Consider the following 23,140-nt stretch of genomic DNA (forward strand, 5'->3'; position numbering starts at 1 on the left):
AGGCCATTTGGAAGCGCTTGGAAGTTCGCTGAAACGAAAAAGCCTGCCGCGGGAGGAGGTGCGGCAGGCTTTCTACAAGAACCGAACAGCGGATGGGAGGAGGAGTTCCGCTGTTCCTGCAGTCGTCCATGGGAGGAGGAGAGGACGTCTGCCAAGCGAAGGGATGCGGGAGGAGATGCATCGCTTCGGTGGGTAGAAGATACCAGTCCTTTGCTCAGTTCATAGGCATTTGTTTGCAAGGCAGTTATGCGCCATGCGAAAAGCGGAGGGCTGATCCGATGCCATCCAAAGCGAGAGATACAAAAGCCGATAGCGATTGGCATAAAACGAAAGCGCCTGCTCGGGAGGAACAGGCGCTGGCAGAATGCGGCTGATAGGTGGTCGTCTTGGCCGTTAGCGAGCGATGGCTGCGCGGGCAACATTGCGGATTTCGCCGCGATCGATACCCAGGTCGTGCAGTTCGCGCGTGGACATACGGCCCAGCTCGGCGACCGTCTGACGATACTTGCGCCAGTTATTGAAAGAGCGTGCTACGTTCATGATGATCCCCTTTCCTTGGGCTTTCGAAGCCGGTCTGCCGTGATTGGCGCCCGTCCGCTTCGATGAGAAAGATATAGTCGAAACCCGCTGCCTTTTGCAGATCCGAGACTTCACTGCACCCATGCGTTCGCTGCATATGTCGCTCGAAATGCAGGCAGGCACCGATCCCTGAGCGCTACGACGGCTTTTGTGATTTGCTGATGACAGCGCCGCCTTTGTCTGCGAAAAGAAGAGGAATGAGAGACAGGGGCGTCCGCCATCCGGCGGGCTGAGAGGTACCCTTCGAACCTGAACCAGATCATGCTGGCGGAGGGAGTCGCTCGGGACCTCGTAAGCACCGCACGTCGTCCCTGCGCGTCCCGCCCGCCTGAAAGGGCGATATGCAAGACCAAACTACAGCAGGCAACCTGCTTCGCAGCATGCGGGCAAACCCGCCTCTGGTGCAATGCATCACCAATTTCGTCGCCATGAATATCGCGGCCAATGTGATGCTTGCCGCCGGCGCATCGCCGGCGATGGTGCATGCCGAAGAGGAAGCCGGCGAATTTGCCGCCATATCGGGCGCACTGACGATCAATATCGGCACGCTCTCGGCTGGCTGGCTTGTCGGCATGCTGAAGGCCGCGCAGTCGGCAAACGACGCCGGCAAGCCCTGGGTCCTCGATCCGGTCGCCCATTACGCAACCGCGTTTCGTCGCAAGGCAATCGCGCAATTGCTGGAGCTGCAGCCGGCGATTATCCGCGGCAACGCGTCGGAGATCATCGCGCTTGCCGGCCGCGCCAGCCGCGGCCAGGGCGTCGACAGTCGCGACGCCGTCGAGCAGGCGGAAGAGTCCGCTCGGCAACTGGCCCAAAAGCACCAGTGCGTCGTCGCTGTCACCGGCGTTACAGATTTCGTGACCGATGGGCAAAAGGCACGGCGCATTGCCGGCGGCTCGCCCTTCATGCCGCAAGTGACCGCACTCGGCTGCTCGCTGACTTGCCTTGTCGGCGCCTTTGCGGCGACAACTCCTGACGATCCATTCGATGCGACGGTCACGGCGCTTACCGTCTTTGCCGTCGCCGGCGAACAGGCCGGCGCAGTCGCGGATGGGCCCGGCTCTTTCTCGTGGCGCTTCCTCGATGCCCTCGCCGGCCTTACCCCGGAAACGCTGGATCGCGCAGCAAGGATATCAGCGGCATGAAAGACTTCGATCTCTCGCTTTATCTCGTGCTCGATCCTCTGCTGTGCGCCGACCTCGGCATGGTCGAGACGACCCGTGCCGCAGTCGCCGGCGGCGCAACCATCGTCCAGCTGCGCGACAAGCATGCGCCGACCAAAACCATGATCGAGACGGGCCGTGTCCTCAAGCAGATCCTGCATGGAACCAATGCCCGGCTGATCGTCAACGACAATGTCGAGGCCGCCATCGCCATCGGCGCCGATGGCCTCCATATCGGCCAGGAGGACATGAATGCCGCCGATGCCCGCCGCCTGATCGGCCCGGACATGATCCTCGGCCTCTCGGTGGAAACGGAGGCTCTAGCCTCCGCCATAGACGCCGGCATCGTCGACTATGCCGGGATCGGCCCGGTCTTTGCCACGCCGACCAAGCCCGACCACAAGCAGCCGATCGGGTTCGACGGGCTTGCCCGCATCGTCAGGCTCTGCTCAGTTCCGACAGTCGCGATTGGCGGCTTGAAGGCGGAACATACCGCCGACGTTCTCTCCGCCGGCGCCGATGGTCTCGCGGTCGTCTCGGCCATATGTGGCCAGCCAAACCCACAAGCGGCCGCAGCCCTCATCGCAAAAGCCATCAAGGAGGCCCGCCAGTGATCCGCAACGTCTTGTCCATCGCGGGCTCCGATCCCTCCGGCGGCGCCGGCATCCAGGCCGATCTGAAAGCTTTCTCCGCCCGCGGCGTTTACGGAATGGCGGCTCTAACGGCGCTGACGGCCCAAAACACCCAGGGCGTCTCCGGCGTGCATCCGGTGCCGCCTCAATTCGTGGCGGACCAGATCCGGGCGATCTTTGCCGATATCCGCGTTGATGCCGTCAAGATCGGCATGATCGCAAACGCCGCCATCGCCGAGGCGGTTGCGGAGGTTCTGGAGCAGCATCGCAACGTGCCAGTCGTGCTCGACCCTGTCATGATCGCCAAGGGTGGCGCCGCTCTCCTTGCCGCAGACGCCGTCGACGTCCTGACCACACGGCTCTTGCCCCTGGCGACCGTCATCACGCCGAACCTGCCTGAGGCGGCGGCGCTGCTGCATGAAGCGGAGGCAACAAGCCGCGAGGACATGGCGCGGCAGGCGCTTGCGCTGGCGGCACTCGGGCCTTCAGCCGTCCTGGTCAAGGGCGGTCATCTCGAAGGCAAAGAAAGTCCGGATGTGTTGGCAAGCGCCGGTCGGCTGACCTGGTTCGAAGCCGAACGGCTGCCGACGAAGAATACCCATGGAACGGGATGCACGCTCTCCAGCGCCATCGCCGCGGAGATCGCCAAGGGCTTGCCACTTGCTGAAGCCGTTGCATCCGCCAAAGCCTATCTCGCAGCCGCGGTAGCGGCGGCTGGTCAACTTTCAGTCGGGAGCGGCCACGGCCCGGTGCAGCATTTCCATGCACTTTGGGCAAACAAACAAGGATTAGAGACATGAGCCTGTCACTCAAGGACCAGATCGTCATCGTTTCCGGCGCCGGACGCGGTCTCGGCGCTGCCATCGCGACGGCCTTTGCCCGGGAAGGCGCGAGGGTGGCGATCAACTATCGCGCAAGCCGCGAGCGGGCGGAGGCGCTTGCAGCTGGACTTGGCGATCATACGAAAGCCTTCCAGGCCGATATTCGCGACCTCGAAGATACGAAGCGGCTCGTCGCCGAGGTGACGAGACATTTCGGCGCGCCGACAACGGTCGTCCACAACGCGCTGGCAGATTTCAGTTTCAACGGCGACGCCCGCTCGAAATTGGATGCCCTGAGCTGGGCCGAAATGGCGAGCCAGCTGGAAACCGCGCTGCAGGGCGCCCTGAACCTGATACAGGCTACGCGGCCGGGAATGGCGCACACGGGCTTTGGCCGGATCGTCACGGTCGGCACGAACCTCTTCCAGAACCCGGTAGTGCCCTATCACGATTATACCGCGGCCAAGGCGGCATTGCTGTCGCTGACCCGCACGGCCGCCGCGGAACTCGGTCCGCTCGGGGTCACCGTCAACATGGTCTCCGGCGGCCTTCTGCGCACGACGGATGCCAGCAGCGCCACGCCGGAAGCCGTTTTCGACATCATCGCCGCGAACACGCCCCTGCGCCGTGTCACCACCCCCGAGGAGGCGGCCGATGCCGTTCTCTTCTTCGCAAGCCCTTGGGCACGCGCCGTCACCGGACAGAACCTCATCGTCGATGGCGGCCTAGTGTTCGGTTAAGGACCTGAACATAGAAAAGCGCCGTCCTGACAGACGGCGCCTTCCTTTTCTAGTCGGAGTCGAATGGGCGCGGGCTGCTCAAGCCCAGCCCATGGTCAGCACGCCGAAGAGGATGACGACGCCGAGCACGACACGGTAGATAACGAAGGGCCAGGTCGAAAAGCGCTCGAGAAAGCGCATCAGCCCCCAGATGGTGATGAAGGACGATATGCTGCCGACGATCAGACCGACGAGCAGGATCGACCAGGCTTCCATCGGAATATGCGCCTTATGGAGCTCATAAAGCTCCTTCAAGCCGGCAAGCGCAATGGCCGGCAGGCCGAGCAGGAACGAGAACCGCGCGGCCTCCTCTCGCTTCAGGCCAAGGAAGAGCGCGCCGGTCAGCGTCGAGCCCGAGCGCGAGACGCCGGGAATGAGCGCGCCGACCTGCGTGATGCCGACGAACAGGGCATCCATCAGCGTCATCTGCTCGATGTCCTTCCGATGGCGGCTGTAGAGTTCCGCGACCGCCAGCAGCAGGCCCATGACCAGGCAGGCGATGCCGATCACCCAGAGGCTGCGAAACGACGTGCCGCAGGCATTCAGGGAGGATGAGAGCAGCAGTCCGGCAATCACGATCGGCACCGTCGCGATCACGATGGCGATCGCAAGCCGAATGGCGGGCGATCGCCAGTTTCGTTGTCTGATCGCATCGAGCGAGCCGAAGGTAACGTAGCGGACGTCGCTCCAGAAATAGGAGACGATCGCGGCAAGTGCTGCAAGCTGCATCGTCGCCGAGAAGGCGGAACCTGGGTCCTGCCAGCCGAGCATGGCCGGCACCAGCCGCATATGGGCGGTCGACGAGACCGGCAACAACTCGGTCAATCCCTGTACCACGCCCAGGATTGCGATCTTGGCATAGCCCAGGGCGACAAAGCCCGTATCTACGCCTTGCGTACAAACATCAGCCACGTTTTGATATCCTCAGTTGTTCATGGGGCTTTGCACCGAAACGGTGCGACGAACTAGCTGTGAAACTGCTTCCCGAAATGAAATTGACAACACCTGTCGAAGGTGTCGCCGGTTTCACGTCGGGACAGGGCGAGGATATAGCGGCGAAGCCTGAACTCTATCTGAAATTGTCGGCTCGAATTTCGGAGCTTGGCGTATTTCTAGCCTTCATCATCCGGTAACGACTGCATGTAGCGGATGATCGTATAAAAGGCGGCGAGGAGGATCAATGCGCCTGCGGCATGATGCAGATCGTGCAGCATCGCATGATGATGCCTGAGCAGAAGGCAGCTGAGATTATAGAGAGTTATGGCGACCGCCGTCATGATGGGGGCCAGGAAAAGCGCCATGTTTCGATGAAAGAAATGGATCATCACGCACACCTCATTTGTATGCCGCCAGATTCCATAAGGATTGGGGAGGAATTACGACAAAGGCGCTTGCCTGCTATTTCGTCGCAGCGCGGAGCCCGGCGGGCTCATTTCGTATAAAGCGCACGCGATCTTTCCAGGTGCTTGAGCATCACCAGTTCAGCCCCATCGGCATCGTTTTCAGCCAGACGCGAGAGAATTTCCTCGTGTTCGACGAGTGTGAACTTCTCCTTGCCGGTCCAGATCAGCATATCCGTATGATAGGCCTTCAGCCACGCCAGCATGGCTTCGCTGACCGCGGCAAAAATCGGATTGCCCGATATCTGGGCGATGCGCGTATGGAACTGCATATCGGCCGAAATGAACTCCTCGGCATTCCCCAGGGACGAGCGCTGCCGCTCGATGATGTCGTGAAGCTCGGCAATATCCTTCTCGGTCGCGCGCTGTGCCGCTTCGCGGGCCATGCCGCGCTCGAAGAAGATGCGCGCACTCTTCAACTGTTCGAGCGAGTCGGATGATTGTGACAGCATGATTTTTGCGGTCAGGTCGACTTGCCGGAAGATCGACTTTGCCGTGAGCTGAAGCACCTTGGCCCGCTCGCCATGGGAAATACTGACCAGTCCCATATTGGCGAGCGCCTGCATGGCTTCGCGGATCGCCGGACGCCCGACGCCGAAGCGCTCCATGAGTACACGTTCGGACGGCATCTCGTCGCCGGGCTTGAGTTCTCCCGATGTAATCAACCGTTCCAACCGGCCGAATACCTCGTCAGACAGTTTTCGACGCACAATTTGTTCGACTGGCTGGCCCATGGAATCCCGCTTTCCCAAAGCTTTTCCTCCCTTATGCATTTTTGGTCGCTGCGGCGGAAGCCCATACGAAACGTGTTATCGGCTACCGGGCAAAAAAATCATTGCGGAAATTGGAATACTCATTATACCAGATTACCAGTTTGCGCCACGCGAAAAATCGTCGGCGAGAGGAGCATTCAGTCGCTTATGTCAATCACCATCACCTACCGTATCGAGACATCAGGCAGTATCGAGGCGATGGCCCGCAAGATCGCCAGCGATCAATCGACAGGCACCTTCGTCACGGTGCCGGGCGAAACGGAAGAGCTGAAGGCGCGCGTTGCAGCCCGCGTCGTCGCGATCCGCCCTCTTGCCGATACCGAACGCCCGACCTGGCCGGAAGTGGCCGATGGCAATCACCCGATCCATCGCGCCGATGTCGATATCGCCTTTCCGCTCGACGCGATCGGCACCGATCTTTCGGCGTTGATGACCATCGCGATCGGCGGCGTCTTCTCGATCAAGGGTATGACCGGCATCCGCATCGTCGATATGAAGCTGCCGGAGGCCTTTCGCGATGCGCATCTCGGCCCGCAATTCGGCGTTGCCGGCAGCTTGCGGCTGACCGGCGTCAGCGACCGTCCGATCATCGGCACCATCGTCAAACCGGCGCTCGGTCTGCGGCCGAATGAAACGGCTGCTCTCGTCGATGAATTGATCGCCTCCGGCGTCGACTTCATCAAGGACGACGAAAAGCTGATGAGCCCGGCCTACTCGCCGCTAAAGGAGCGGGTCGAGGCGATCATGCCCCTGATCCTCGATCATGAGCAGAAGACCGGCAAGAAGGTGATGTACGCCTTCGGCATTTCGCATGCCGATCCCGACGAGATGATGCGCAATCATGATCTGGTGCTGAAGGCCGGCGGCAACTGCGCCGTCGTCAATATCAATTCCATCGGCTTCGGCGGCATGAGTTTCCTGCGCAAGCGTTCCGGACTGGTGCTCCACGCCCATCGCAACGGCTGGGATGTGCTCACCCGCCATCCAGGCGCCGGCATGGATTTTAGGGTTTACCAGCAGTTCTGGCGCCTGCTCGGTGTCGACCAGTTCCAGATCAACGGCATCAGGGTCAAATATTGGGAGCCGGACGACAGCTTCGTTGAATCCTTCAAGGCGATCAGCACGCCGCTCTTCGATCCCACGGACTGCCCGCTTCCCGTTGCCGGTTCCGGTCAGTGGGGCGGTCAGGCGCCCGAAACCTACCTGCGTACCGGCCGCACCACGGATCTTCTCTATCTTTGCGGCGGCGGCATCGTCAGCCATCCGTTCGGTCCGGCCGCCGGTGTTCGCGCGGTCCGGCAGGCCTGGCAGGCGGCGGTTTCAGACATTCCGCTTGCCGACTATGCGAAGGATCATCCGGAGCTCGCGGCCTCGATCGCAAAATTCAGTGACGGCAGGGACGCCTGACAACAATGTCCAATCTTCTGCTGAGCTATTACGGCGACGACTTTACCGGCTCGACCGATGTCATGGAGGCCCTCGCCTCCAACGGCGTCTCAACGGCCCTCTTCCTCGGTATTCCGAGCGAGGCCATGCTGGAGCGGTTCGAGGATTGCCGCGCCATCGGCATTGCCGGAACCAGCCGCAGCGAAACGCCGCAATGGATGGATGAACATCTGACGCCAGCATTCCAATGGTTGAAAAATCTCGATGCCGCGATCTGCCACTACAAGGTTTGCTCGACCTTCGATTCCAGCCCAAAGGTCGGCAATATCGGCAAGGCGATCGAAATCGGCAAGGCGTTCTTTCGGCAATCCATCGTGCCGGTCGTGGTCGGGGCACCGCAGCTGAGGCGCTACACCGCCTTCGGCCATCTCTTTGCGGCCTATCAGGGCCAGGTTTTCCGGATCGACCGACATCCGGTCATGAGCCGGCATCCGGTCACGCCGATGGATGAGGCCGATCTGGCCGTGCATCTGAGCAAGCAGACGTCCCTCCCCATCAGCCTCGCCGACCTCGTGGCGATCCGGGCAATCGACGCCGACGAGCGAATCGATGCGCTGACGGGGGGCGATGAAGGTATCCTGCTGCTTGACGTCGACGGCGGGGAAACGCAGGCCGCCGCAGGAAACCAGCTATGGCGTCTTGCAAACAAGGGTAACGCCTTCGTCGCGGGCTCATCCGGTGTCGAATATGCCCTTCTCAGCGCCTGGCGCGACGAAGGTCTGATCGGAGAGAAGCCGGATTTCGCACCTCCGGGCAAGGTCGATCGCCTGGCGGTCGTCTCCGGCAGCGTTTCGCCGACGACCGAACGGCAAATTCGCCGCGCAACAGCTGAAGGCTTTGACGGTATCGATCTCGATCCCTTGGCGCTTGTCGGTGAAAATGCCGGGGATGCGCTCGAGACAGCTGTTGGCGCCGGCATAGCCAGCCTGAAGGCTGGCCGTAGCGTCATTCTTCATACCGCGCTCGGCCCTTCCGCCGACCGCGGCCGCGATATCGACCGCATTCCCGGCGCACGCCATCGCCTCGGGCAAGCCCTCGGCACCATCCTGAGACGCTTGATCGAACAGGAAAATCTCGGCCGCGCCGTCATTGCTGGCGGTGACACGTCGAGCCACGCGCTGAAGGAGCTGCGCGTCGAGGCACTGACAACACTGCTGCCCCTGCCGCAGACGCCAGGCTCGCCGCTCTGCACGGCGCACGGCAGCTACAGTCCGACCAATGGTTTGCAGATCGCGCTCAAAGGCGGACAGGTCGGGACTGACGATTATTTCGCGGAGATCCGCAGCGGCAGAAGCTCGTAATCGAAAGTCATTTTCCACCTAGCCAATGGCATACTCATTGACTCATCATACCACTTACGGTACCACGGTTTGAAAACGAACGAGGAACTATCATGACTGCAATTGCTCTTTTCGGCGCCGGCGGCAAAATGGGCTACCGGCTCGCCAAGAACCTGAAAGGCTCGCGTTTCGACGTGCGCCATGTCGAGGTCGGCGACGCCGGCAAAGCACGCCTGAAGAATGACCTCGCCATCGATTGCGTGCCGGCAGATGCGGCACTCGACGGCGCCGACGTGGTCATTCTTGCAGTTCCCGACACGGCGATCGGCAAGGTCGCCGGCGGCATCGTCGACAAGCTCAAGCCCGGCACTATGGTTGTCGCTCTCGACGCCGCCGCCCCCTTCGCGGGCCATCTGCCGCAACGTGACGACCTCACCTATTTCGTCACCCATCCCTGCCATCCGCCGATCTTCAACGACGAAACCGACATGCAGGCGAAGAAGGATCATTTCGGCGGCCTGTTTGCCAAGCAGCACATCGTCTCGGCCCTGATGCAGGGTCCGGAAAGCGCCTATGCTCTCGGCGAGGAGATCGCCAAGGTCATCTGGGCGCCCGTCATGCGCTCGCATCGCGTCACCGTCGAGCAGATGGCGATGCTGGAGCCTGGTCTCTCCGAAACCGTTTGCGCCTCGCTGCTCGTCATCATGCGTCAGGCGATGGACGAATGCGTCGCCCGCGGTGTTCCGGCAGAAGCTGCCCGCGACTTTCTGCTGGGCCACATGAACGTGCTCGGCGCCGTTATCTTCAAGGAAGTCGACGGCGTCTTCTCCGATGCCTGCAACAAGGCAATCGAATTCGGCATCCCTGCCCTGATGCGCGACGACTGGAAGAATGTGTTCGAGCCGCAGGAGATTGCAGAAAGCATCCGCCGCATCACCTGATTGACATGTCGGGGAGGGTTCTGCCCTCCCCGTCTATTGTCCCGTCGGGCGCGGGCCGATCTTAGGTTGGGAGGAGATCGTGATGCTGAAATGCAAACTGATATTGCTGCCTTTGGCGTGCCTGCCACGGCATGGCAATGGCGCTCGCGGCAAAGCTGGCCGTCATGACCGGCCTCTCATGCAAATGAAAAGGGCAGGCTGAAATGATGGAACTCAAGGGGGCATTGATCGGCTGCGGCTTCTTCGCGATCAATCAGATGCACGCGTGGCGGGATGTCAGAGGAGCGCATATCGTCGCGATCTGTGACCGTGACCCGGAGCGGCTGAAGCTTGTCGGCGACCAGTTCGGCATCGAACGCCGCTACGCGGATGCCGCCGCGATGTTTGCCGATGGCGGTTTCGATTTCGTCGACATCGCAACGACAGTCGCAAGCCATCGCGCCTTGGTGGAAATGGCGGCCTCCCACAAGATCCCGGCGATCTGCCAGAAGCCTTTCGCAAAGACGTTGAGCGATGCCAAGGTCATGGTTGCGGCCTGCGCACAAGCCGGCGTGCCGCTGATGGTGCATGAAAACTTCCGCTGGCAGACACCCATACAGGTCGTGAAGAATGTCCTCCAGTCCGGCGCGATCGGCGAGCCCTTCTGGGGCCGTTTTTCCTTCCGCTCCGGTTTTGACGTCTTCTCAGGCCAGCCGTACCTGGCCGAAGGCGAGCGCTTCATCATCGAAGATCTCGGCATCCATACGCTTGATATCGCCCGCTTCATCCTTGGCGACGTCGCTTCGCTGACGGCCCGCACTAGGCGGGTCAATCCGAACATAAAGGGCGAGGATGTCGCCACCATCCTGCTCGACCACGAGAACGGCGCAACCTCGATCGTCGACGTCAGCTATGCCTCCAAGCTTTCCAAGGAGCCCTTCCCGGAAACGCTGATCGAGCTCGACGGCACGAAGGGCACCATCCGACTGTCGCAGGGCTATCGGCTCGAGGTTAATGGCGCCGATGGCGTAACGGTCTCCGATGCCTCGCCGCAGCTTCTGTCATGGGCCTCGCGCCCCTGGCACAATATCCAGGAGAGCGTTTTGGCGATCCAGCAGCATTGGACCGACCGCCTTGCCGATGGCGGCGAAACCTCCACGTCCGGCGCCGACAATCTCAAAACCCTGGCGCTTGTCGAGGCCGCCTATGAGAGTGCCGCCAGCGGGTGCTCGGTCGATGTCGAAGCCATGTTGCGATGACGACCAGGACCGATCCGTTTCAGCTCTACGGCACGCTCGATACCGAAACGCCGCCAGTGCAGTTAACCGCCGGAAAGCTCACCGCCGATTTCAAGGGCGGCAATCTGCGCGCGATCCGCTATGACGGCGTAGAAGTCTTGCGGGCCGTTTCTTATCTGGTCCGCGATCGCGATTGGGGCACGTATGCGCCTGTGATCGAGGAGCTGTGGATCGATCAGCGCGACGATGCCTTTTTCGTCAGCTACGTCGCACGGTGCGCCGGACCTGACAACACCGACCTCGAGATCGATGTGCGGATCATGGCTGCGGCGAACGAAGCTCTGATCTTCGAAGCGGAAGTGCTGTCGATGACCGGCTTCGAAACCAATCGCTGCGGCTTCTGCATCCTGCATCCGATCGTTGGCGTCGCAGGCATGCCGGTGTCGGTCGAGCATGTTGACGGCAGCGCCGAGAACACGCATTTCCCCGACCTCATCGAACCCTGGCAGCCCTTCAAGGACATGCGGACGATTACGCATAGCGTGACGCCGAACGTTACGGCCGAATGCCGGATGGAAGGTGATACATTCGAAATGGAAGACCAGCGCAACTGGTCCGATGCCTCCTACAAGACCTATGTTCGCCCGCTCGCTCTGCCTTGGCCCTATCAGATTCCAGCCGGCAAGCCGGTGCGTCAACGGATCGTCCTTTCCATAGGCGACATGCGGCGTTCGACGATCACCTCGGCGACCATTGCGGATACACGCGCGATTACGCTGAGCCCGGGTGAAAAGTCTGGCCTCATGCCCGCAATCGGGCTCGTCATCACGCCCGAAGAAGCCGAGGCAACCCTTGCCGCCCGCGACAGGCTGGGCGAAATTGCCCCGCAAGAGCTGCTCTTCCACTTCGATCCCGATGCCGGCCACGGCGTTGACGCCGTCAAGTCCTTTGCAGTCATCGCGGCGCTTCATGCCGGGCGATCGACCTTGGAAATCGCATTGCCGTGCCGGAAATCTCCGCTTGTCGAGACACAGCAGATCGCACGCTGGATGCAAGATGCCGGCTTCAAGCCCGACGCCATCGTGATCTCGCCTTCGGTCGATCGGCAATCGACGCCACCGGGCAGCCAGTGGCCCGAATGTCCGCCTCTAGAAGAGGTCTATGCAGCGGCGCACGCCGCCTTCCCGGGTGTGCGCCTTGGCGGCGGCATGCTCAGCTATTTTACCGAGCTTAACCGCAAGCGGGTTCCAGCCGATACGCTAAGCTTCATCACCCATTGCACCAATCCGATCGTGCATGCGGCGGACGATCTCAGCGTCATGCAGACACTGGAGGCGCTGCCCTTCATCACCCGCTCCGTCCGTGCCATCTACGGCGACAAGCCGTATCGCATCGGCCCTTCGACCATCCCGATGCGCCAAAACCCCTATGGCAGCCGGACGATGGACAACCCCCACAGCGGACGCATCGCCATGGCCAATACCGATTCGCGGCACAATGCCCGTTTTGGCGAGGCCTTTGCACTCGGCTACGCCGCCCGTGTCCTCGATGCCGGATTGGAATGCCTGACGCTTTCGGCGATGACCGGATCGTTCGGACTGATTGCAGCAGAGAAGGAACCGTCGGCTGCGGGAGCCAATCGGCCGCTATTCAACACGGTCGCTACCCTGTCTCGCCTCGCCGGCCATAAGTGGCGAGAATGCCTGTCGTCCGATCCCACCGCCGTTCTCGGCTTCATCACCGTGCAGCCCGAAATGCCGCGCGAGCTCCATCTGGTCAACATCTCACCCATCCCGCAGCGGATCGAGTTGGGGAAACTTCGTCCATCTGAGCAGCGCGGAAAAAGGCAGCTGACACTTGATGCCTATAGGACGGTTTCGCTCGCTTTGATGGATTGACCTTCATTTTCAGACGCGCATGTTATTCCCAACATTCGTAATGATTTGGGAGAATTGCGTGAAGACGAAGAAGCTGATCAACGATGGCGCGGCGGCGGTAGATGAAATGCTGGCCGGGATATTGGCGGCCCATCCGCGCCACCTCCACGCCGTCGACGGATCGCCGCGCTCGATCGTGGCGAACCATGGCCCGCGGACCGGCAAGGTCGGCCTGGTTATCGGCGGCGGTTCGGGGCACGAGCCGACATTTCTAGGCTTTGTCGGCAGGGGACTGGCGGATGCCGCCGCGATCGGCAACGTCTTCGCCTCACCGCCGCCCGACCCGATCATCGAATGCGCCAAGGCAGTCGATGGCGGCGCCGGCGTGCTGTTCATGTACGGCAACTATGCAGGCGACGTCATGAATTTCGACATGGCGGCGGAAATGCTTACCATGGACGACATCGAGGTCCGCACCGTGCTGACCACGGACGACATCGCCTCGGCGCCAATAGAACAGAAGGAACGCCGCCGCGGTGTTGCCGGCAACGTCTTCATTTTCAAGGCCGCCGGTGCCGCGTGTGATCTGATGTACGGCTTCGACGACGTCGAGCGTGTCGCCCGCTTCGCCAATGAACGCACCTATACGATGGGCGTCGCGCTCTCGCCCTGCTCGCTACCGCAGACACGCAGGCCGAATTTCGAGATCGGCGCCGACGAGATGGAGATCGGCATGGGTATCCATGGCGAGCCCGGCATCGCCCGCGGCCCGATGCGGTCCGCTGATGAGGTGACGAGCGAGCTCGTCGGCAAGATCCTGAAGGAGATGAAACCGGCGCACGGCGACCGGGTTGCCGTCCTTGTCAACTCGCTCGGCTCGACGCCGCTGATGGAACTCTACATCATGATGCGCAAGCTCAAGGCGATGCTCGATGATGCAGGCCTCGTCATCCATCTCTCGCTCGTGGGCAATTACTGCACATCGCTGGAAATGGCCGGCGCCTCGATCACGCTCATGCATCTGGACGATGAGCTGCAGCGGCTGATCGATCATCCCTGCGACTGCGCCATGTTCCGCTCCGGCGAGGCCCTCTAATGACACTGATTACGACGGACGACCTGAAGGCGCTTTTTGCGCGGATCGCGGAGGCGATGGTTCGCGAAAAGGACCACCTCTGCGAACTGGACGGGGTGATCGGCGATGCCGATCACGGCATTGCGATGGAGCTTGGTTTTTCCGCAGCCGCCAAGGCGGTTTCGGAGCTGGATTCGACGACATCCGATCCGACGCTGGTCTTCAATACGGCAGCGAGATCCTTCCTCAATGCCGTGGGTGCCTCGTCGGGACCGCTCTATGCGACGGCCTTCATGCGGGCGGGTGCGGCCGCCAAGGGAAAAAGCTCGCTGAACGACGATGATATCGTCGAGGTATTCGCAGCCTTTGCCAAGGGCATTCAGGACCGGGGCAAGGCAGAGGTCGGCGAAAAGACGATGGTCGACGCCTGGGCGCCGGCCGCGGCCGCCTGCCGAGCCGCCCGGGATCAGGGCTTGCCGCTTGCCGAATGTCTGGCCGCCGCTCTCAGGGCTGGGGAAGCCGGAGCGGATGCGACGAAGGATATGATCGCGGCAAAGGGGCGCTCGTCGCGGCTCGGCGAGCGCGCCTTGGGACACATGGACCCCGGCGCGGCATCGGCTGTCGCGGTGATCGGCTGTTTCCGGGAGCACTTCACGCCATAGTGCTGATAACCTCATCATACCAGTTGACATGTTGATGACTATTTGTCAAAACCGCCCACAGCTAAGCTCAGAGGAGGACGGGAGATGGCTGTCAGCTATAAATATGCACGGTGGTTCGGCGCGGCTGCGATTGTGGCCGCCGGCCTGGCGGCGACCGACGCTGCCGCGGAAGACTTGACGCTTTGGACGTTGAACTTCGACAATGGCGGCGCCAATTCCGCCCTCAAGAAGGTGGCAAGCGACTTTGAAGCCGCCAATCCTGGCACCCATATCCAGATCGTCCAGCGTGGGGTCGATGAACACAAGACCGCGCTTCGCGTGGCCGCCGGCTCCAGCAAGGGTCCTGACATCTATTTCAGCTGGGCAGGGCTTGGCCTCGGCGGCGAATATGTGAAGGCAGGTCTGTCGCTGCCGCTCGACAAGTACTACACCCAGTACAAGTGGAACGACGAGCTGCTTCCTTCCGCCGCCGCCTTTGCCGATCTCTATCCGGGCGGCAAACACGGCGTTCCCTTCACCTTCAAGGGCGAAGCGATCTACTACAACAAGAAGCTCTTCGAGAAGGCCGGCATCACTCAGGAACCGAAAACCTATGAGGATTTGCTGGCTGCAGCCGAAAAGCTGAAAGCCGCAAAAATCCCGGCCTTCACCTTCGGCGGCTCGGTCAACTGGCACGTCATGCGCCTGATGGACGTGCTGCTCGAAACCAAATGCGGCGCCGACAAGCACGACGCGCTGATGGCCATGAAGACCGACTGGACCAAGGAGCCCTGCGCCACCGATGCCTTTGCCGAATTCGCCAAGTGGACCAAGGACTACACGCTGAAGCCCTTCATGGGCATCAGCAACCAGCAGTCCTACACTTTGTTCGTCGCCGGCCGTGCCGCGATGATGCTGGAAGGCGATTGGCTGGTCAGCCAGTTGAGCGGCAGCAAGGTCAACCTCGACGACTATGGCGTCGTGCCCTTCCCGACGAATACCAACCGCCTCTATGGCTTTGCCGAGTACAACTACATCAGCACCAAGAGCAAGAATCCGGATCTCGCCGCCAAATTCCTCGACTATTTCCTGTCGACCAAGGTGCAGCAGGATCTCGTCGGTCAGATCAGCTCGATCTCGGTCAACAAGAATGTTCAGTACACCGACCAGAAGCCGCTCGAGGCGAAATGGCTTGAAATCTTCAAGACCTACGGCAAGGTCTACATGAATGGCGACCAGGCATTCCCGCTCGACGTGACCACCGAATACTTCCGGGTGATCAACGATGTCGCCGCCGGCAACATCCAGCCGGCCGATGCTGCCAAGCAGCTGCAGACCTTCATTTCGGGTCGCACCTGATCGCTCGAGGGAGGCCGCCGCTTCGATTGTCGATCGCGGCGGACGGCTTCCCTCGCCTTCATGCGCAAGCGTCAGCTGTCGCCGGGAACAACCAGAATGTCATTCCGCAATCGAACCCATGATCCACGCGTCCAGGCAGCAATCCTGCTTGCGCCGGCCATGCTGATCTACGCGATCTTCGCGCTTTATCCGATGCTGAACGTGGTGGTGCTGAGCTTCCAGAAGTGGAATGGCCTCGATCCGCAGCGTCCCTTCGTTGGTCTCGCGAACTACCAATATATCTTCACGCAAGACCCCGTCTTCTGGGTCGCTTTCCGCAACACCGTGATCTGGACGATCATGTGCGTGATCTTTCCGCCCATGGTCGGGCTGCTGCTGGCGCTTGGCCTCAATCAAAAGCTCTTTGCCCGCAATACCTTCCGCGCCATCTTTTATCTGCCTGTCATCATCGCCCCGATTGCGGTCGCGACCATGTGGAAGTGGATGTATGATCCCTTCTTCGGTCTCTTCACCGAAATCCTGACATCCATGGGCTTGCAGGACTGGATTCAGGACTGGCTCGGCGACAAGGATATCGCGCTCTATTCCGTCTTCTTCGCCTTTCTGTGGCAATCCGTTGGCTTCTCGATGGTGCTGTTTCTTGCGGGCCTGCAGAACGTCTCGCAGACGCTGGTCGAAGCCGCCCGCATCGATGGCGCCGGGCGCTGGAATATCTTCCGCTATGTCACTCTCCCCGCATTGCGCACGACGCTGACCATCGTGCTGGTGCTGTCGGTCATCTCCTCGCTGAAGGCCTTCGACATCGTCTATGGCCTGACGGGCGGCGGGCCGGCGCAATCCACGCAGATGCTGGCGCTCTGGGCCTTTACCCAGGCGATGCAGATCTTCGATTTCGGCCGTGGCGCTGCAATCTCGGTTGTGCTGCTGCTGATCACCATCATCGTCGTCATCCCCTACCTGCGCTGGACGCAAAAGCATGAGGAGGCCGAACAATGACGGCAGCATCGGCCACATCTCTGTCCGACGGCTTCGAGACCATTGCTCCGGCAAAACGCAAGCGGGACCCCGTCCTAATCGGCCTATGGATCGCGTTGTTCGTCGTTGCCGCGATCTGGCTCGCGCCGTTCGTCTTCATCGTCTTTACGTCGCTGAAGACCGCAGCCGATGTGACATCAACCGGTGCCTTCATGCCGCCGCTCGATCCGGCCTTCGAGAACTATTCGAGCGCCTGGGGCCGTGGCAACTTTGCCAATGCGTTCCTCAACAGCGCCATCATCACCGTGATCAAGGTGCCGCTCGGGCTCATTCTCTCGGCAATGGCGGCCTATGCGCTCGCCAAGATCCGCCTGCGGTTCGGCAAGCTGCTGCTGCTCCTCGTCGTCTTCGGCACCATGATCCCCTTTCAGGTCATGCTGGCGCCGCTGTTCACGCTGGTTAATTCGCTCGGGCTGATCGACACCTATCCGGGCGTGATCCTGCCTTACATCGCCTTCGGCGTGCCCTATCAGGTCTTCATTCTGCACGGCTTCTTCAGGGGTATTCCGAAGGAATTGTCGGAAGCGGCGCTGATCGACGGGGCAAGCCACTTCACCATCTTCCGCCGGATTTTCTTGCCGGTCTGCCTGCCTGTGCTTGCGGCACTGCTGATCCTGGATTTCGTCTCGACCTGGAACGAGTTCGCCATGGCGCTCGTGCTGCTGCAGGACCAGCACATGTGGACGCTGCCGCTCGGGCTCATGTCCTTCCAGGGCCAGTTTTCCAATGATTACGGCCAGCTGAATGCGGCGATCGTCATGACCGTGCTGCCGGCCACCATCGTTTATCTGATCTTCCAGCGCTACTTCGTCTCCGGCCTCACCTCCGGCGCGGTCAAGGGCTGAGCGGTCGAACCATCCATACATCTTCCGAGGAGAACATCATGTCCAACGCGTCCGTCGAAAAATGGGGAGTCTTCGAAGCGGCCTTCAACGGCCCTTCCGGCGGCAATCCCTATCTCGATGTGGAGTTCGATGCCGTCTTCAGCCAGAACAGCCGCGAGGTCCGCGTGCCGGGCTTCTATGACGGCGACGGCGTCTATCGCGTTCGCTTCATGCCGGACACCGAAGGCGACTGGTCGTTCCGCACGCGCTCGAAGACATCCGAACTGAACGGCAAGACCGGCTCTTTCGTCGCGACCAAGCCATCCGAAGGCAATCATGGCCCGGTGCATGTCCGCAACAAGTTCCATTTCGCCTATGCCGACGGCAAGCCTTTCCTGTCGTTCGGCACGACATGCTATGCCTGGACGCATCAGCCGCTCGACATGCAGGCCCAGACGCTCGAGACGCTGAAGACGTCGCGCTTCAACAAGATCCGCATGGGCGTGTTCCCGAAGGACTATCCCTACAACGTCAATGAGCCGCTCTACGCCTGCTTCGAAAAGGGCGGCGACGGCAAGGAGGACTTCGATCGGCCGAACCCCGTCCTCTTCCGCCATTTCGAGAGCCAGGTCGCAGCGCTCTGCGATCTCGGCATCGAGGCCGACATCATCATGTTCCACCCCTACGATCGCTGGGGCTATGCCGACATGTCGGCCGAGCAGGATTTCCGCTACGTCGCCTATCTCGCGGCGCGTCTTGCCGCCTATCGCAACGTCTGGTGGGCGCTTGCCAACGAGTATGACTTCCTGCTCGACACCAAGCCGCTGCAGCAGTGGGACCGCTATTTCCACATTCTCGAAGAAAACGATCCCTACGGCCACCTGAAGTCGATCCATAACGGCGAGCCGACGATGAATTTCGATCATCGCAAGCCCTGGGTGACGCATACCTGCATTCAGAACTGGGACGTGAAGCGCACACAGGAATGGCGCGAGGCCTATGGCAAGCCTGTCGTCAACGACGAGCCGGAATATGAAGGCAACATCATCCAGTCCTGGGGCAACCTGACGGCCGAGGAGCTGGTGCATCGCTTCTGGATCACGGTGACGCGCGGCGGCTATGCCGGCCACGGCGAGACCTATTCGCATCCAGAGGATCTGATCTGGTGGGCGAAGGGCGGCGAGCTTCGCGGCGAAGCCTGGAAACGCATCGGCTTCCTGCGCGATCTCTTGGAGCAGGATGTCATCAACGGCCTCGAGCCGATGGCCTCATTCGGCGAATGGCCCTGGACCCGTGTTTCCGGCGCACGCGACGGCGATGTCAGTTACATCTATCTCGGCGAGCATCAGCCCGTCATCTGGTCCACCGGCCTGCCGAAGGATGGAACGGATTATGACGTCGACATCATCAACACCTGGGAGATGACGATCACCCCAGCCAGGAAAGTGGAAGCGCCGATCCCGCATCCGACGCGCCACGGCGCGATCGTGCGCGGCGGCAAAGCGGACGCAGCCTTCGGCGTGGAACTGCCGGGCAAGCCATACCAGGCGCTCCGCATCCGCAAGAAGCACTGATCCAAGGAAGGAATGTCATGTCCGGATTGACCATCAAGAACGTCAGGAAGTCCTACGGCGCGGTAAACATCATCCATGGCGTCGATGTCGAAATCTCGGACGGCGAATTCGTCATTCTCGTCGGCCCTTCGGGCTGCGGCAAGTCAACGCTGCTGCGCATGATCGCGGGGCTGGAGGATATCACCGGCGGGGAAATCTCGATCGGCGGCCGGGTCGTCAACGACCTGCCGCCGAAGGATCGCGACATCGCCATGGTGTTCCAGAACTATGCGCTCTATCCGCAGATGACGGTGGCGCAGAATATGGGCTTTGCGCTGCAGCTCGCCGGCGCCAAGCGCGCCGAAATCGACCTGAAGGTCGGCGAGGCCGCCAAGATACTCGGTTTGCAGCCGTTGCTGCACCGCAAGCCTGCCCAGCTTTCCGGCGGCCAGCGCCAGCGCGTTGCCATGGGCCGTGCCATCGTGCGCGACCCCAAGGTCTTCCTCTTCGATGAGCCGCTGTCCAACCTCGATGCCAAGCTGCGCGTGAAGATGCGCGCGGAAATAAAGGCGCTGCATCAACGCCTGAAGACGACGATCGTCTACGTGACCCACGATCAGATCGAGGCCATGACCATGGCTGACAAGATCGTCGTTCTACAGGGTGGTAAGGTTGAGCAGGTGGGCTCCCCACTCGAGCTGTACGACCGCCCGAAAAATGTCTTCGTCGCCGGCTTCCTCGGCTCGCCTGCGATGAACTTCCTCGAAGGCAAGATCACTGGCGGGGCTTCTTCTGCACTCGCGCTGCCAACCGGCACCCGCATCGACATCGCCAACGCCCCCGCTCAGTCGGATGGCCGCGACATCGTTCTGGGCATACGCCCGGAAGATATTTCCTTCGCATCGGAGGGCGGCGTTGCCGCAACCGTCACGGTCGTCGAACCCACGGGCTCGGAAACGCATGTCGCGTTAGACCTGGAAGGCAAGGAGTTGACTTGGGTAATGCGGGAACGGGCCGAACTGACGCCCGGCCAGAAGGTGCAGCTCTCCCTGAAGAGCCCTAACCTGCATTTCTTCGATAAAGCCAGTCAGCAACGGCTGTAAAGGACGCCTGAAACGTCGGCTGACGCAGATCAGCCGGCCACCCGTTTTTGAGTGCCGCTCATAACGGAAAATACCCGCTTGATGAACGCCTCGCCATCGAACTGCCGCGCCGCACCCTCGGCCACATGTTCAGGGCGATCGAAGATGAATGCTTCGAGATTGACGATCGGCAGGTTCAGCCGCGTACGCACATCGCCGATCATCGCCGTATGCGTGACGACCAGCTTGCAGCCGTTTGGCTCGAACCACTCCTGAATGCCCGTCGCCGATATGGCGGCCACCGACAACCCCTGCTCCGTCAGGACAGAGCCGATGCGGGACGCAACCTGCTGATTATCGAGACAGATCAGCACATCGGCCTGTGAAGGGGACGGTACATGGTTAGCCAGCATCAAGCGACCTCTCGTTCGAACACGAGCGGAATATACCGATTCGGACGTAACCGGGTGTTATTAGTTGTTACATTTTGTTTCAGAACGATGACAGCGCCGACGACTATGCCGGGGTACGGAATCCTCACTATTTACTCTAGATTTTTAATATATCTATTTGATAACAATCAGTTTACCATTCATAGAAGCGAGCAATAGCGTAGCGCATCGTAGATGGCTGCGTGGATATTGCGGCTTGCGATCGCATCGCCGATGCGGATGAGATCAAAGGAACCTGCCTCGTTCTTTACCGGCAGCGGCGCGCGGCGGGCGATCAGCGCCGGATAATCAACGGCGCCAAGATTACGCGATATCGGCTTCAGTTCGAGGTAAAGCTCGTCGTTAGCCACCGTCCCGTGTTCGACGACGACCTGCGACACGCGGCGCTCCCACTGCGACTGCTCGGAAAAATCGGAGCCCAGAACCGCGACCAGGGAATTTCCGTCGCGCCGCACCGATTTCAGCCGCGTATTGATGGTAACGCGCACATTCTTCTCGGCGAAGGTCTTCGCATAGGGCACATGGTTCATGCCGCCCATCTCCGGCGCGAAGAAACGCTCCGGCGACACAAGCTCCAGTTCGGCGCCGCTATGGGCGATGACCTCGGCCGCCGACATGCCTGGATGACCGCCATTGTCGTCGTAGAGCAGAACCTGGCCCTCGGGTTTCACCGCGCCGGCAAGAATGTCCCATGAGGAGGTGACGAGAGCGTCGCCACCCTCTAGTTCCGGGTTTTGCGCGATACCGCCCGTTGCCACGACCACGAGATCGGGCGCAAACGCCGAGACCTCATCCGCTCCGGCATAGACATCATAATGGATCGTGACACCGAGGCGCTCCAATTCCGTGAGCCGCCAGTCGATGATGCCGATCATCTCCTTGCGACGCGGATTGCGGGTGAGCAGGTTCACCTGCCCGCCGGCCTTGCCGCTTGCCTCCAGCACATCAACCTTGTGGCCGCGCTCGGCAAGCACGCGTGCCGCCTCAAGCCCGGCTGGGCCTGCGCCGATGACGACAGCCTTTCGGGACACTGCCGCGGGCTCGATCTGGTGCGGCATCTCGGCCTCGCGGCTCGTCGCCGCATTGTGAATACAGAGCGCCTCGCCGCCCTCGTAGATCCGATCGAGACAGTAAGTGGCGCCGACGCACGGGCGGATATGCGCTTCCTGCCCTGACATGATCTTGTTGACGATATGCGGGTCGGCAATGTGAGCGCGCGTCATGCCGACCATGTCGAGCTTGCCTTCCGCGATCGCGTGGCGAGCGGTGGCGACATCGCCGATACGCGCGGCGTGAAAAACGGGGAACTTCGTTGCCGCCCTCACCTCGCCGGCAAAGTCGAGATGCGGCGCCGACGCCATGCCTTGAATCGGAATGACATTGTTGAGCGCCGCGTCGTTGTCGATGTGACCGCGGATGATGTTGAGGAAGTCGATATTGCCGGACGCGACCAATCGCCTGGCGATCTCGACGCCCTCCTCGCGCGAAAGCCCCTTTTCCCAGTCCTCATCGGCCACCATGCGCATGCCGACGATGAAATCCGGGCCGACAGCCTTGCGGATCGCCTCGGTCATCATCATCGAAAAGCGCATGCGGTTTTCGAGTGAGCCGCCGAACTCGTCCTCGCGCCTGTTGGTTGCCGGCGACCAGAATCCATCGGTCAGATGGCCGTAGGCCTCGATCTCGATGCCATCGAGACCGGCATCCTGCATACGCTGGGCCGCGGCGGCGAAGTCCGCGATGATGCGCTCGATATCCCAATCTTCAGCCGTCTTCGGAAAGGCGCGATGTGCCGGCTCGCGGATCGGCGACGGCGCCAGCACCGGCAGCCAGTCGCCCTTGTTCCAGCCGGTGCGGCGGCCGAGATGGGTCAGCTGGATCATCACGGCGGCACCGTACTCATGACAGTCGTCGGCAAGCTTCTTCAGCCAGGGGACGATCTCGTCGCGATAGGCATGGAGATTGCCGAAGGCCGGAGGTGAATCCGCAGAAACGATCGCCGACCCCGCCGTCATCGTCAGTGCGATGCCACCCTTTGCCTTCTCGCGATGATAAAGCCGGTACCGGTCCGTCGGCATGCCGTTTTCCGAATAGGCCGGCTCATGTGCCGTCGACATGATGCGGTTCTTCAGCGTGAGGTGCTTGAGCTGATAGGGCTGGAGCAAGGGATCGTTGGAGGTCATGTCGCTTTCATCGCTTCTGTGAAATCGA

22 protein-coding genes and 1 riboswitch are annotated in these 23,140 nt (G+C 61.1%); of the genes, 16 read left to right on the forward strand and 6 right to left on the reverse strand.

Going from position 1 to position 23,140, the window contains the following annotated elements:
- Window positions 1-393: 393 nt before the first annotated feature.
- Complete coding sequence (locus tag ACIQWP_RS16605) at window positions 394-540, reverse strand: DUF1127 domain-containing protein (protein WP_015342994.1); 147 nt, start codon at window positions 538-540, stop codon at window positions 394-396.
- A gap of 235 nt (window positions 541-775) precedes the next feature.
- Window positions 776-872, forward strand: a riboswitch (TPP riboswitch).
- 48 nt (window positions 873-920) lie between these two features.
- On the opposite strand from ACIQWP_RS16605, the gene thiM reads away from it, so the two are divergent.
- Genes thiM through ACIQWP_RS16625 form a run of 4 tightly spaced genes read left to right on the forward strand, consistent with a single transcriptional unit; the run spans window position 921 to window position 3,935 of the window.
- A complete protein-coding gene (gene thiM, locus ACIQWP_RS16610) occupies window positions 921-1,724 on the forward strand; it encodes a hydroxyethylthiazole kinase (protein WP_402789081.1) in 804 nt (267 codons plus the stop codon).
- On the forward strand, window positions 1,721-2,356 hold the full coding sequence (gene thiE, locus ACIQWP_RS16615; RefSeq protein WP_402789083.1) for a thiamine phosphate synthase: 636 nt from the start codon (window positions 1,721-1,723) through the stop codon (window positions 2,354-2,356). Before thiM ends, thiE begins: the two co-directional genes overlap by 4 nt.
- Window positions 2,353-3,174, forward strand: coding sequence for a bifunctional hydroxymethylpyrimidine kinase/phosphomethylpyrimidine kinase (thiD, locus tag ACIQWP_RS16620; RefSeq protein ID WP_402789085.1), 822 nt, complete (start codon window positions 2,353-2,355; stop codon window positions 3,172-3,174). The genes thiE and thiD overlap by 4 nt, the downstream gene beginning before the upstream one ends.
- Complete coding sequence (locus ACIQWP_RS16625) at window positions 3,171-3,935, forward strand: 3-oxoacyl-ACP reductase (RefSeq protein WP_402789087.1); 765 nt, start codon at window positions 3,171-3,173, stop codon at window positions 3,933-3,935. The genes thiD and ACIQWP_RS16625 overlap by 4 nt, the downstream gene beginning before the upstream one ends.
- 78 nt (window positions 3,936-4,013) lie before the next feature.
- Here ACIQWP_RS16625 and ACIQWP_RS16630 read toward each other — a convergent pair whose 3' ends face one another.
- From ACIQWP_RS16630 to ACIQWP_RS16640, 3 genes are all read right to left on the reverse strand, one after another.
- Window positions 4,014-4,886 (reverse strand): undecaprenyl-diphosphate phosphatase, encoded by an 873-nt coding sequence (locus tag ACIQWP_RS16630; RefSeq protein ID WP_402789089.1) that lies wholly within the window; start codon window positions 4,884-4,886, stop codon window positions 4,014-4,016.
- Window positions 4,887-5,086: 200 nt separating this feature from the next.
- Window positions 5,087-5,299: a hypothetical protein gene (locus tag ACIQWP_RS16635; RefSeq protein ID WP_402789091.1), complete on the reverse strand. Its 213-nt coding sequence runs from the start codon at window positions 5,297-5,299 to the stop codon at window positions 5,087-5,089.
- A gap of 104 nt (window positions 5,300-5,403) precedes the next feature.
- Window positions 5,404-6,108, reverse strand: a complete 705-nt coding sequence (locus tag ACIQWP_RS16640) for a transcriptional regulator NanR (RefSeq protein WP_402789093.1) — start codon at window positions 6,106-6,108, stop codon at window positions 5,404-5,406.
- 186 nt (window positions 6,109-6,294) lie between these two features.
- Between ACIQWP_RS16640 and oiaX the strand changes: the two genes are divergently transcribed.
- The 12 genes from oiaX (at window position 6,295) to ACIQWP_RS16700 (ending at window position 20,498) form a co-directional block, all read left to right on the forward strand.
- A complete protein-coding gene (gene oiaX / locus ACIQWP_RS16645) occupies window positions 6,295-7,554 on the forward strand; it encodes a 3-oxo-isoapionate-4-phosphate decarboxylase OiaX (RefSeq protein WP_402789095.1) in 1,260 nt (419 codons plus the stop codon).
- A 5-nt stretch (window positions 7,555-7,559) separates the two neighbouring features.
- Entirely contained in the window at window positions 7,560-8,894 is a 1,335-nt protein-coding gene (locus ACIQWP_RS16650; RefSeq protein WP_402789096.1) for a four-carbon acid sugar kinase family protein, read from the forward strand.
- Window positions 8,895-8,986: 92 nt separating this feature from the next.
- A complete protein-coding gene (locus ACIQWP_RS16655) occupies window positions 8,987-9,814 on the forward strand; it encodes a phosphogluconate dehydrogenase C-terminal domain-containing protein (protein WP_402789098.1) in 828 nt (275 codons plus the stop codon).
- 203 nt (window positions 9,815-10,017) lie between these two features.
- A complete protein-coding gene (locus ACIQWP_RS16660; protein ID WP_402789100.1) occupies window positions 10,018-11,052 on the forward strand; it encodes a Gfo/Idh/MocA family protein in 1,035 nt (344 codons plus the stop codon).
- Window positions 11,049-12,929: a hypothetical protein gene (locus tag ACIQWP_RS16665; RefSeq protein WP_402789102.1), complete on the forward strand. Its 1,881-nt coding sequence runs from the start codon at window positions 11,049-11,051 to the stop codon at window positions 12,927-12,929. Before ACIQWP_RS16660 ends, ACIQWP_RS16665 begins: the two co-directional genes overlap by 4 nt.
- A gap of 58 nt (window positions 12,930-12,987) precedes the next feature.
- Window positions 12,988-14,004, forward strand: a complete 1,017-nt coding sequence (locus ACIQWP_RS16670) for a dihydroxyacetone kinase subunit DhaK (RefSeq protein WP_402789104.1) — start codon at window positions 12,988-12,990, stop codon at window positions 14,002-14,004.
- Window positions 14,004-14,645 carry a dihydroxyacetone kinase subunit DhaL gene (dhaL, locus tag ACIQWP_RS16675; protein WP_402789106.1) on the forward strand — a complete coding sequence of 214 codons (642 nt, stop codon included), beginning with the start codon at window positions 14,004-14,006 and terminating at the stop codon, window positions 14,643-14,645. Before ACIQWP_RS16670 ends, dhaL begins: the two co-directional genes overlap by 1 nt.
- Window positions 14,646-14,729: 84 nt before the next feature.
- Complete coding sequence (locus ACIQWP_RS16680) at window positions 14,730-15,983, forward strand: extracellular solute-binding protein (RefSeq protein WP_402789108.1); 1,254 nt, start codon at window positions 14,730-14,732, stop codon at window positions 15,981-15,983.
- 96 nt (window positions 15,984-16,079) lie between these two features.
- Window positions 16,080-16,979, forward strand: a complete 900-nt coding sequence (locus ACIQWP_RS16685) for a carbohydrate ABC transporter permease (RefSeq protein ID WP_402789110.1) — start codon at window positions 16,080-16,082, stop codon at window positions 16,977-16,979.
- A complete protein-coding gene (locus tag ACIQWP_RS16690; protein ID WP_402789112.1) occupies window positions 16,976-17,863 on the forward strand; it encodes a carbohydrate ABC transporter permease in 888 nt (295 codons plus the stop codon). The genes ACIQWP_RS16685 and ACIQWP_RS16690 overlap by 4 nt, the downstream gene beginning before the upstream one ends.
- A gap of 38 nt (window positions 17,864-17,901) precedes the next feature.
- Window positions 17,902-19,416, forward strand: a complete 1,515-nt coding sequence (locus tag ACIQWP_RS16695) for a DUF5060 domain-containing protein (protein ID WP_402789114.1) — start codon at window positions 17,902-17,904, stop codon at window positions 19,414-19,416.
- Window positions 19,417-19,433: 17 nt separating this feature from the next.
- Window positions 19,434-20,498, forward strand: a complete 1,065-nt coding sequence (locus ACIQWP_RS16700; protein ID WP_402789117.1) for an ABC transporter ATP-binding protein — start codon at window positions 19,434-19,436, stop codon at window positions 20,496-20,498.
- 29 nt (window positions 20,499-20,527) lie between these two features.
- Here ACIQWP_RS16700 and ACIQWP_RS16705 read toward each other — a convergent pair whose 3' ends face one another.
- Both ACIQWP_RS16705 and ACIQWP_RS16710 read right to left on the reverse strand, forming a co-directional pair.
- Window positions 20,528-20,890, reverse strand: a complete 363-nt coding sequence (locus tag ACIQWP_RS16705; RefSeq protein ID WP_402789120.1) for a hypothetical protein — start codon at window positions 20,888-20,890, stop codon at window positions 20,528-20,530.
- A gap of 179 nt (window positions 20,891-21,069) precedes the next feature.
- Complete coding sequence (locus ACIQWP_RS16710; protein ID WP_402789122.1) at window positions 21,070-23,112, reverse strand: FAD-dependent oxidoreductase; 2,043 nt, start codon at window positions 23,110-23,112, stop codon at window positions 21,070-21,072.
- Between the last annotated feature and the right edge of the window lie 28 nt (window positions 23,113-23,140).

Source organism: Rhizobium sp. NPDC090279 (genome assembly GCF_044769665.1).
In the GTDB taxonomy this organism is placed as follows: Bacteria; Pseudomonadota; Alphaproteobacteria; order Rhizobiales; family Rhizobiaceae; genus Rhizobium.

Bases quoted from the DNA above. Each gene is read 5' to 3' on its own strand.
- ACIQWP_RS16660 (WP_402789100.1), top strand. From the start codon at position 10,018: ATGATGGAACTCAAGGGGGCATTGATCGGCTGCGGCTTCTTCGCGATC.
- thiE (WP_402789083.1), top strand. From the start codon at position 1,721: ATGAAAGACTTCGATCTCTCGCTTTATCTCGTGCTCGATCCTCTGCTG.
- thiM (WP_402789081.1), top strand. From the start codon at position 921: ATGCAAGACCAAACTACAGCAGGCAACCTGCTTCGCAGCATGCGGGCA.
- ACIQWP_RS16690 (WP_402789112.1), top strand. From the start codon at position 16,976: ATGACGGCAGCATCGGCCACATCTCTGTCCGACGGCTTCGAGACCATT.
- ACIQWP_RS16655 (WP_402789098.1), top strand. From the start codon at position 8,987: ATGACTGCAATTGCTCTTTTCGGCGCCGGCGGCAAAATGGGCTACCGG.
- ACIQWP_RS16685 (WP_402789110.1), top strand. From the start codon at position 16,080: ATGTCATTCCGCAATCGAACCCATGATCCACGCGTCCAGGCAGCAATC.
- ACIQWP_RS16705 (WP_402789120.1), bottom strand. From the start codon at position 20,890: ATGCTGGCTAACCATGTACCGTCCCCTTCACAGGCCGATGTGCTGATC.
- ACIQWP_RS16650 (WP_402789096.1), top strand. From the start codon at position 7,560: ATGTCCAATCTTCTGCTGAGCTATTACGGCGACGACTTTACCGGCTCG.
- ACIQWP_RS16625 (WP_402789087.1), top strand. From the start codon at position 3,171: ATGAGCCTGTCACTCAAGGACCAGATCGTCATCGTTTCCGGCGCCGGA.
- ACIQWP_RS16680 (WP_402789108.1), top strand. From the start codon at position 14,730: ATGGCTGTCAGCTATAAATATGCACGGTGGTTCGGCGCGGCTGCGATT.
- ACIQWP_RS16640 (WP_402789093.1), bottom strand. From the start codon at position 6,108: ATGGGCCAGCCAGTCGAACAAATTGTGCGTCGAAAACTGTCTGACGAG.
- ACIQWP_RS16665 (WP_402789102.1), top strand. From the start codon at position 11,049: ATGACGACCAGGACCGATCCGTTTCAGCTCTACGGCACGCTCGATACC.
- oiaX (WP_402789095.1), top strand. From the start codon at position 6,295: ATGTCAATCACCATCACCTACCGTATCGAGACATCAGGCAGTATCGAG.
- ACIQWP_RS16710 (WP_402789122.1), bottom strand. From the start codon at position 23,112: ATGACCTCCAACGATCCCTTGCTCCAGCCCTATCAGCTCAAGCACCTC.
- ACIQWP_RS16605 (WP_015342994.1), bottom strand. From the start codon at position 540: ATGAACGTAGCACGCTCTTTCAATAACTGGCGCAAGTATCGTCAGACG.
- ACIQWP_RS16695 (WP_402789114.1), top strand. From the start codon at position 17,902: ATGTCCAACGCGTCCGTCGAAAAATGGGGAGTCTTCGAAGCGGCCTTC.
- ACIQWP_RS16635 (WP_402789091.1), bottom strand. From the start codon at position 5,299: ATGATCCATTTCTTTCATCGAAACATGGCGCTTTTCCTGGCCCCCATC.
- ACIQWP_RS16700 (WP_402789117.1), top strand. From the start codon at position 19,434: ATGTCCGGATTGACCATCAAGAACGTCAGGAAGTCCTACGGCGCGGTA.
- dhaL (WP_402789106.1), top strand. From the start codon at position 14,004: ATGACACTGATTACGACGGACGACCTGAAGGCGCTTTTTGCGCGGATC.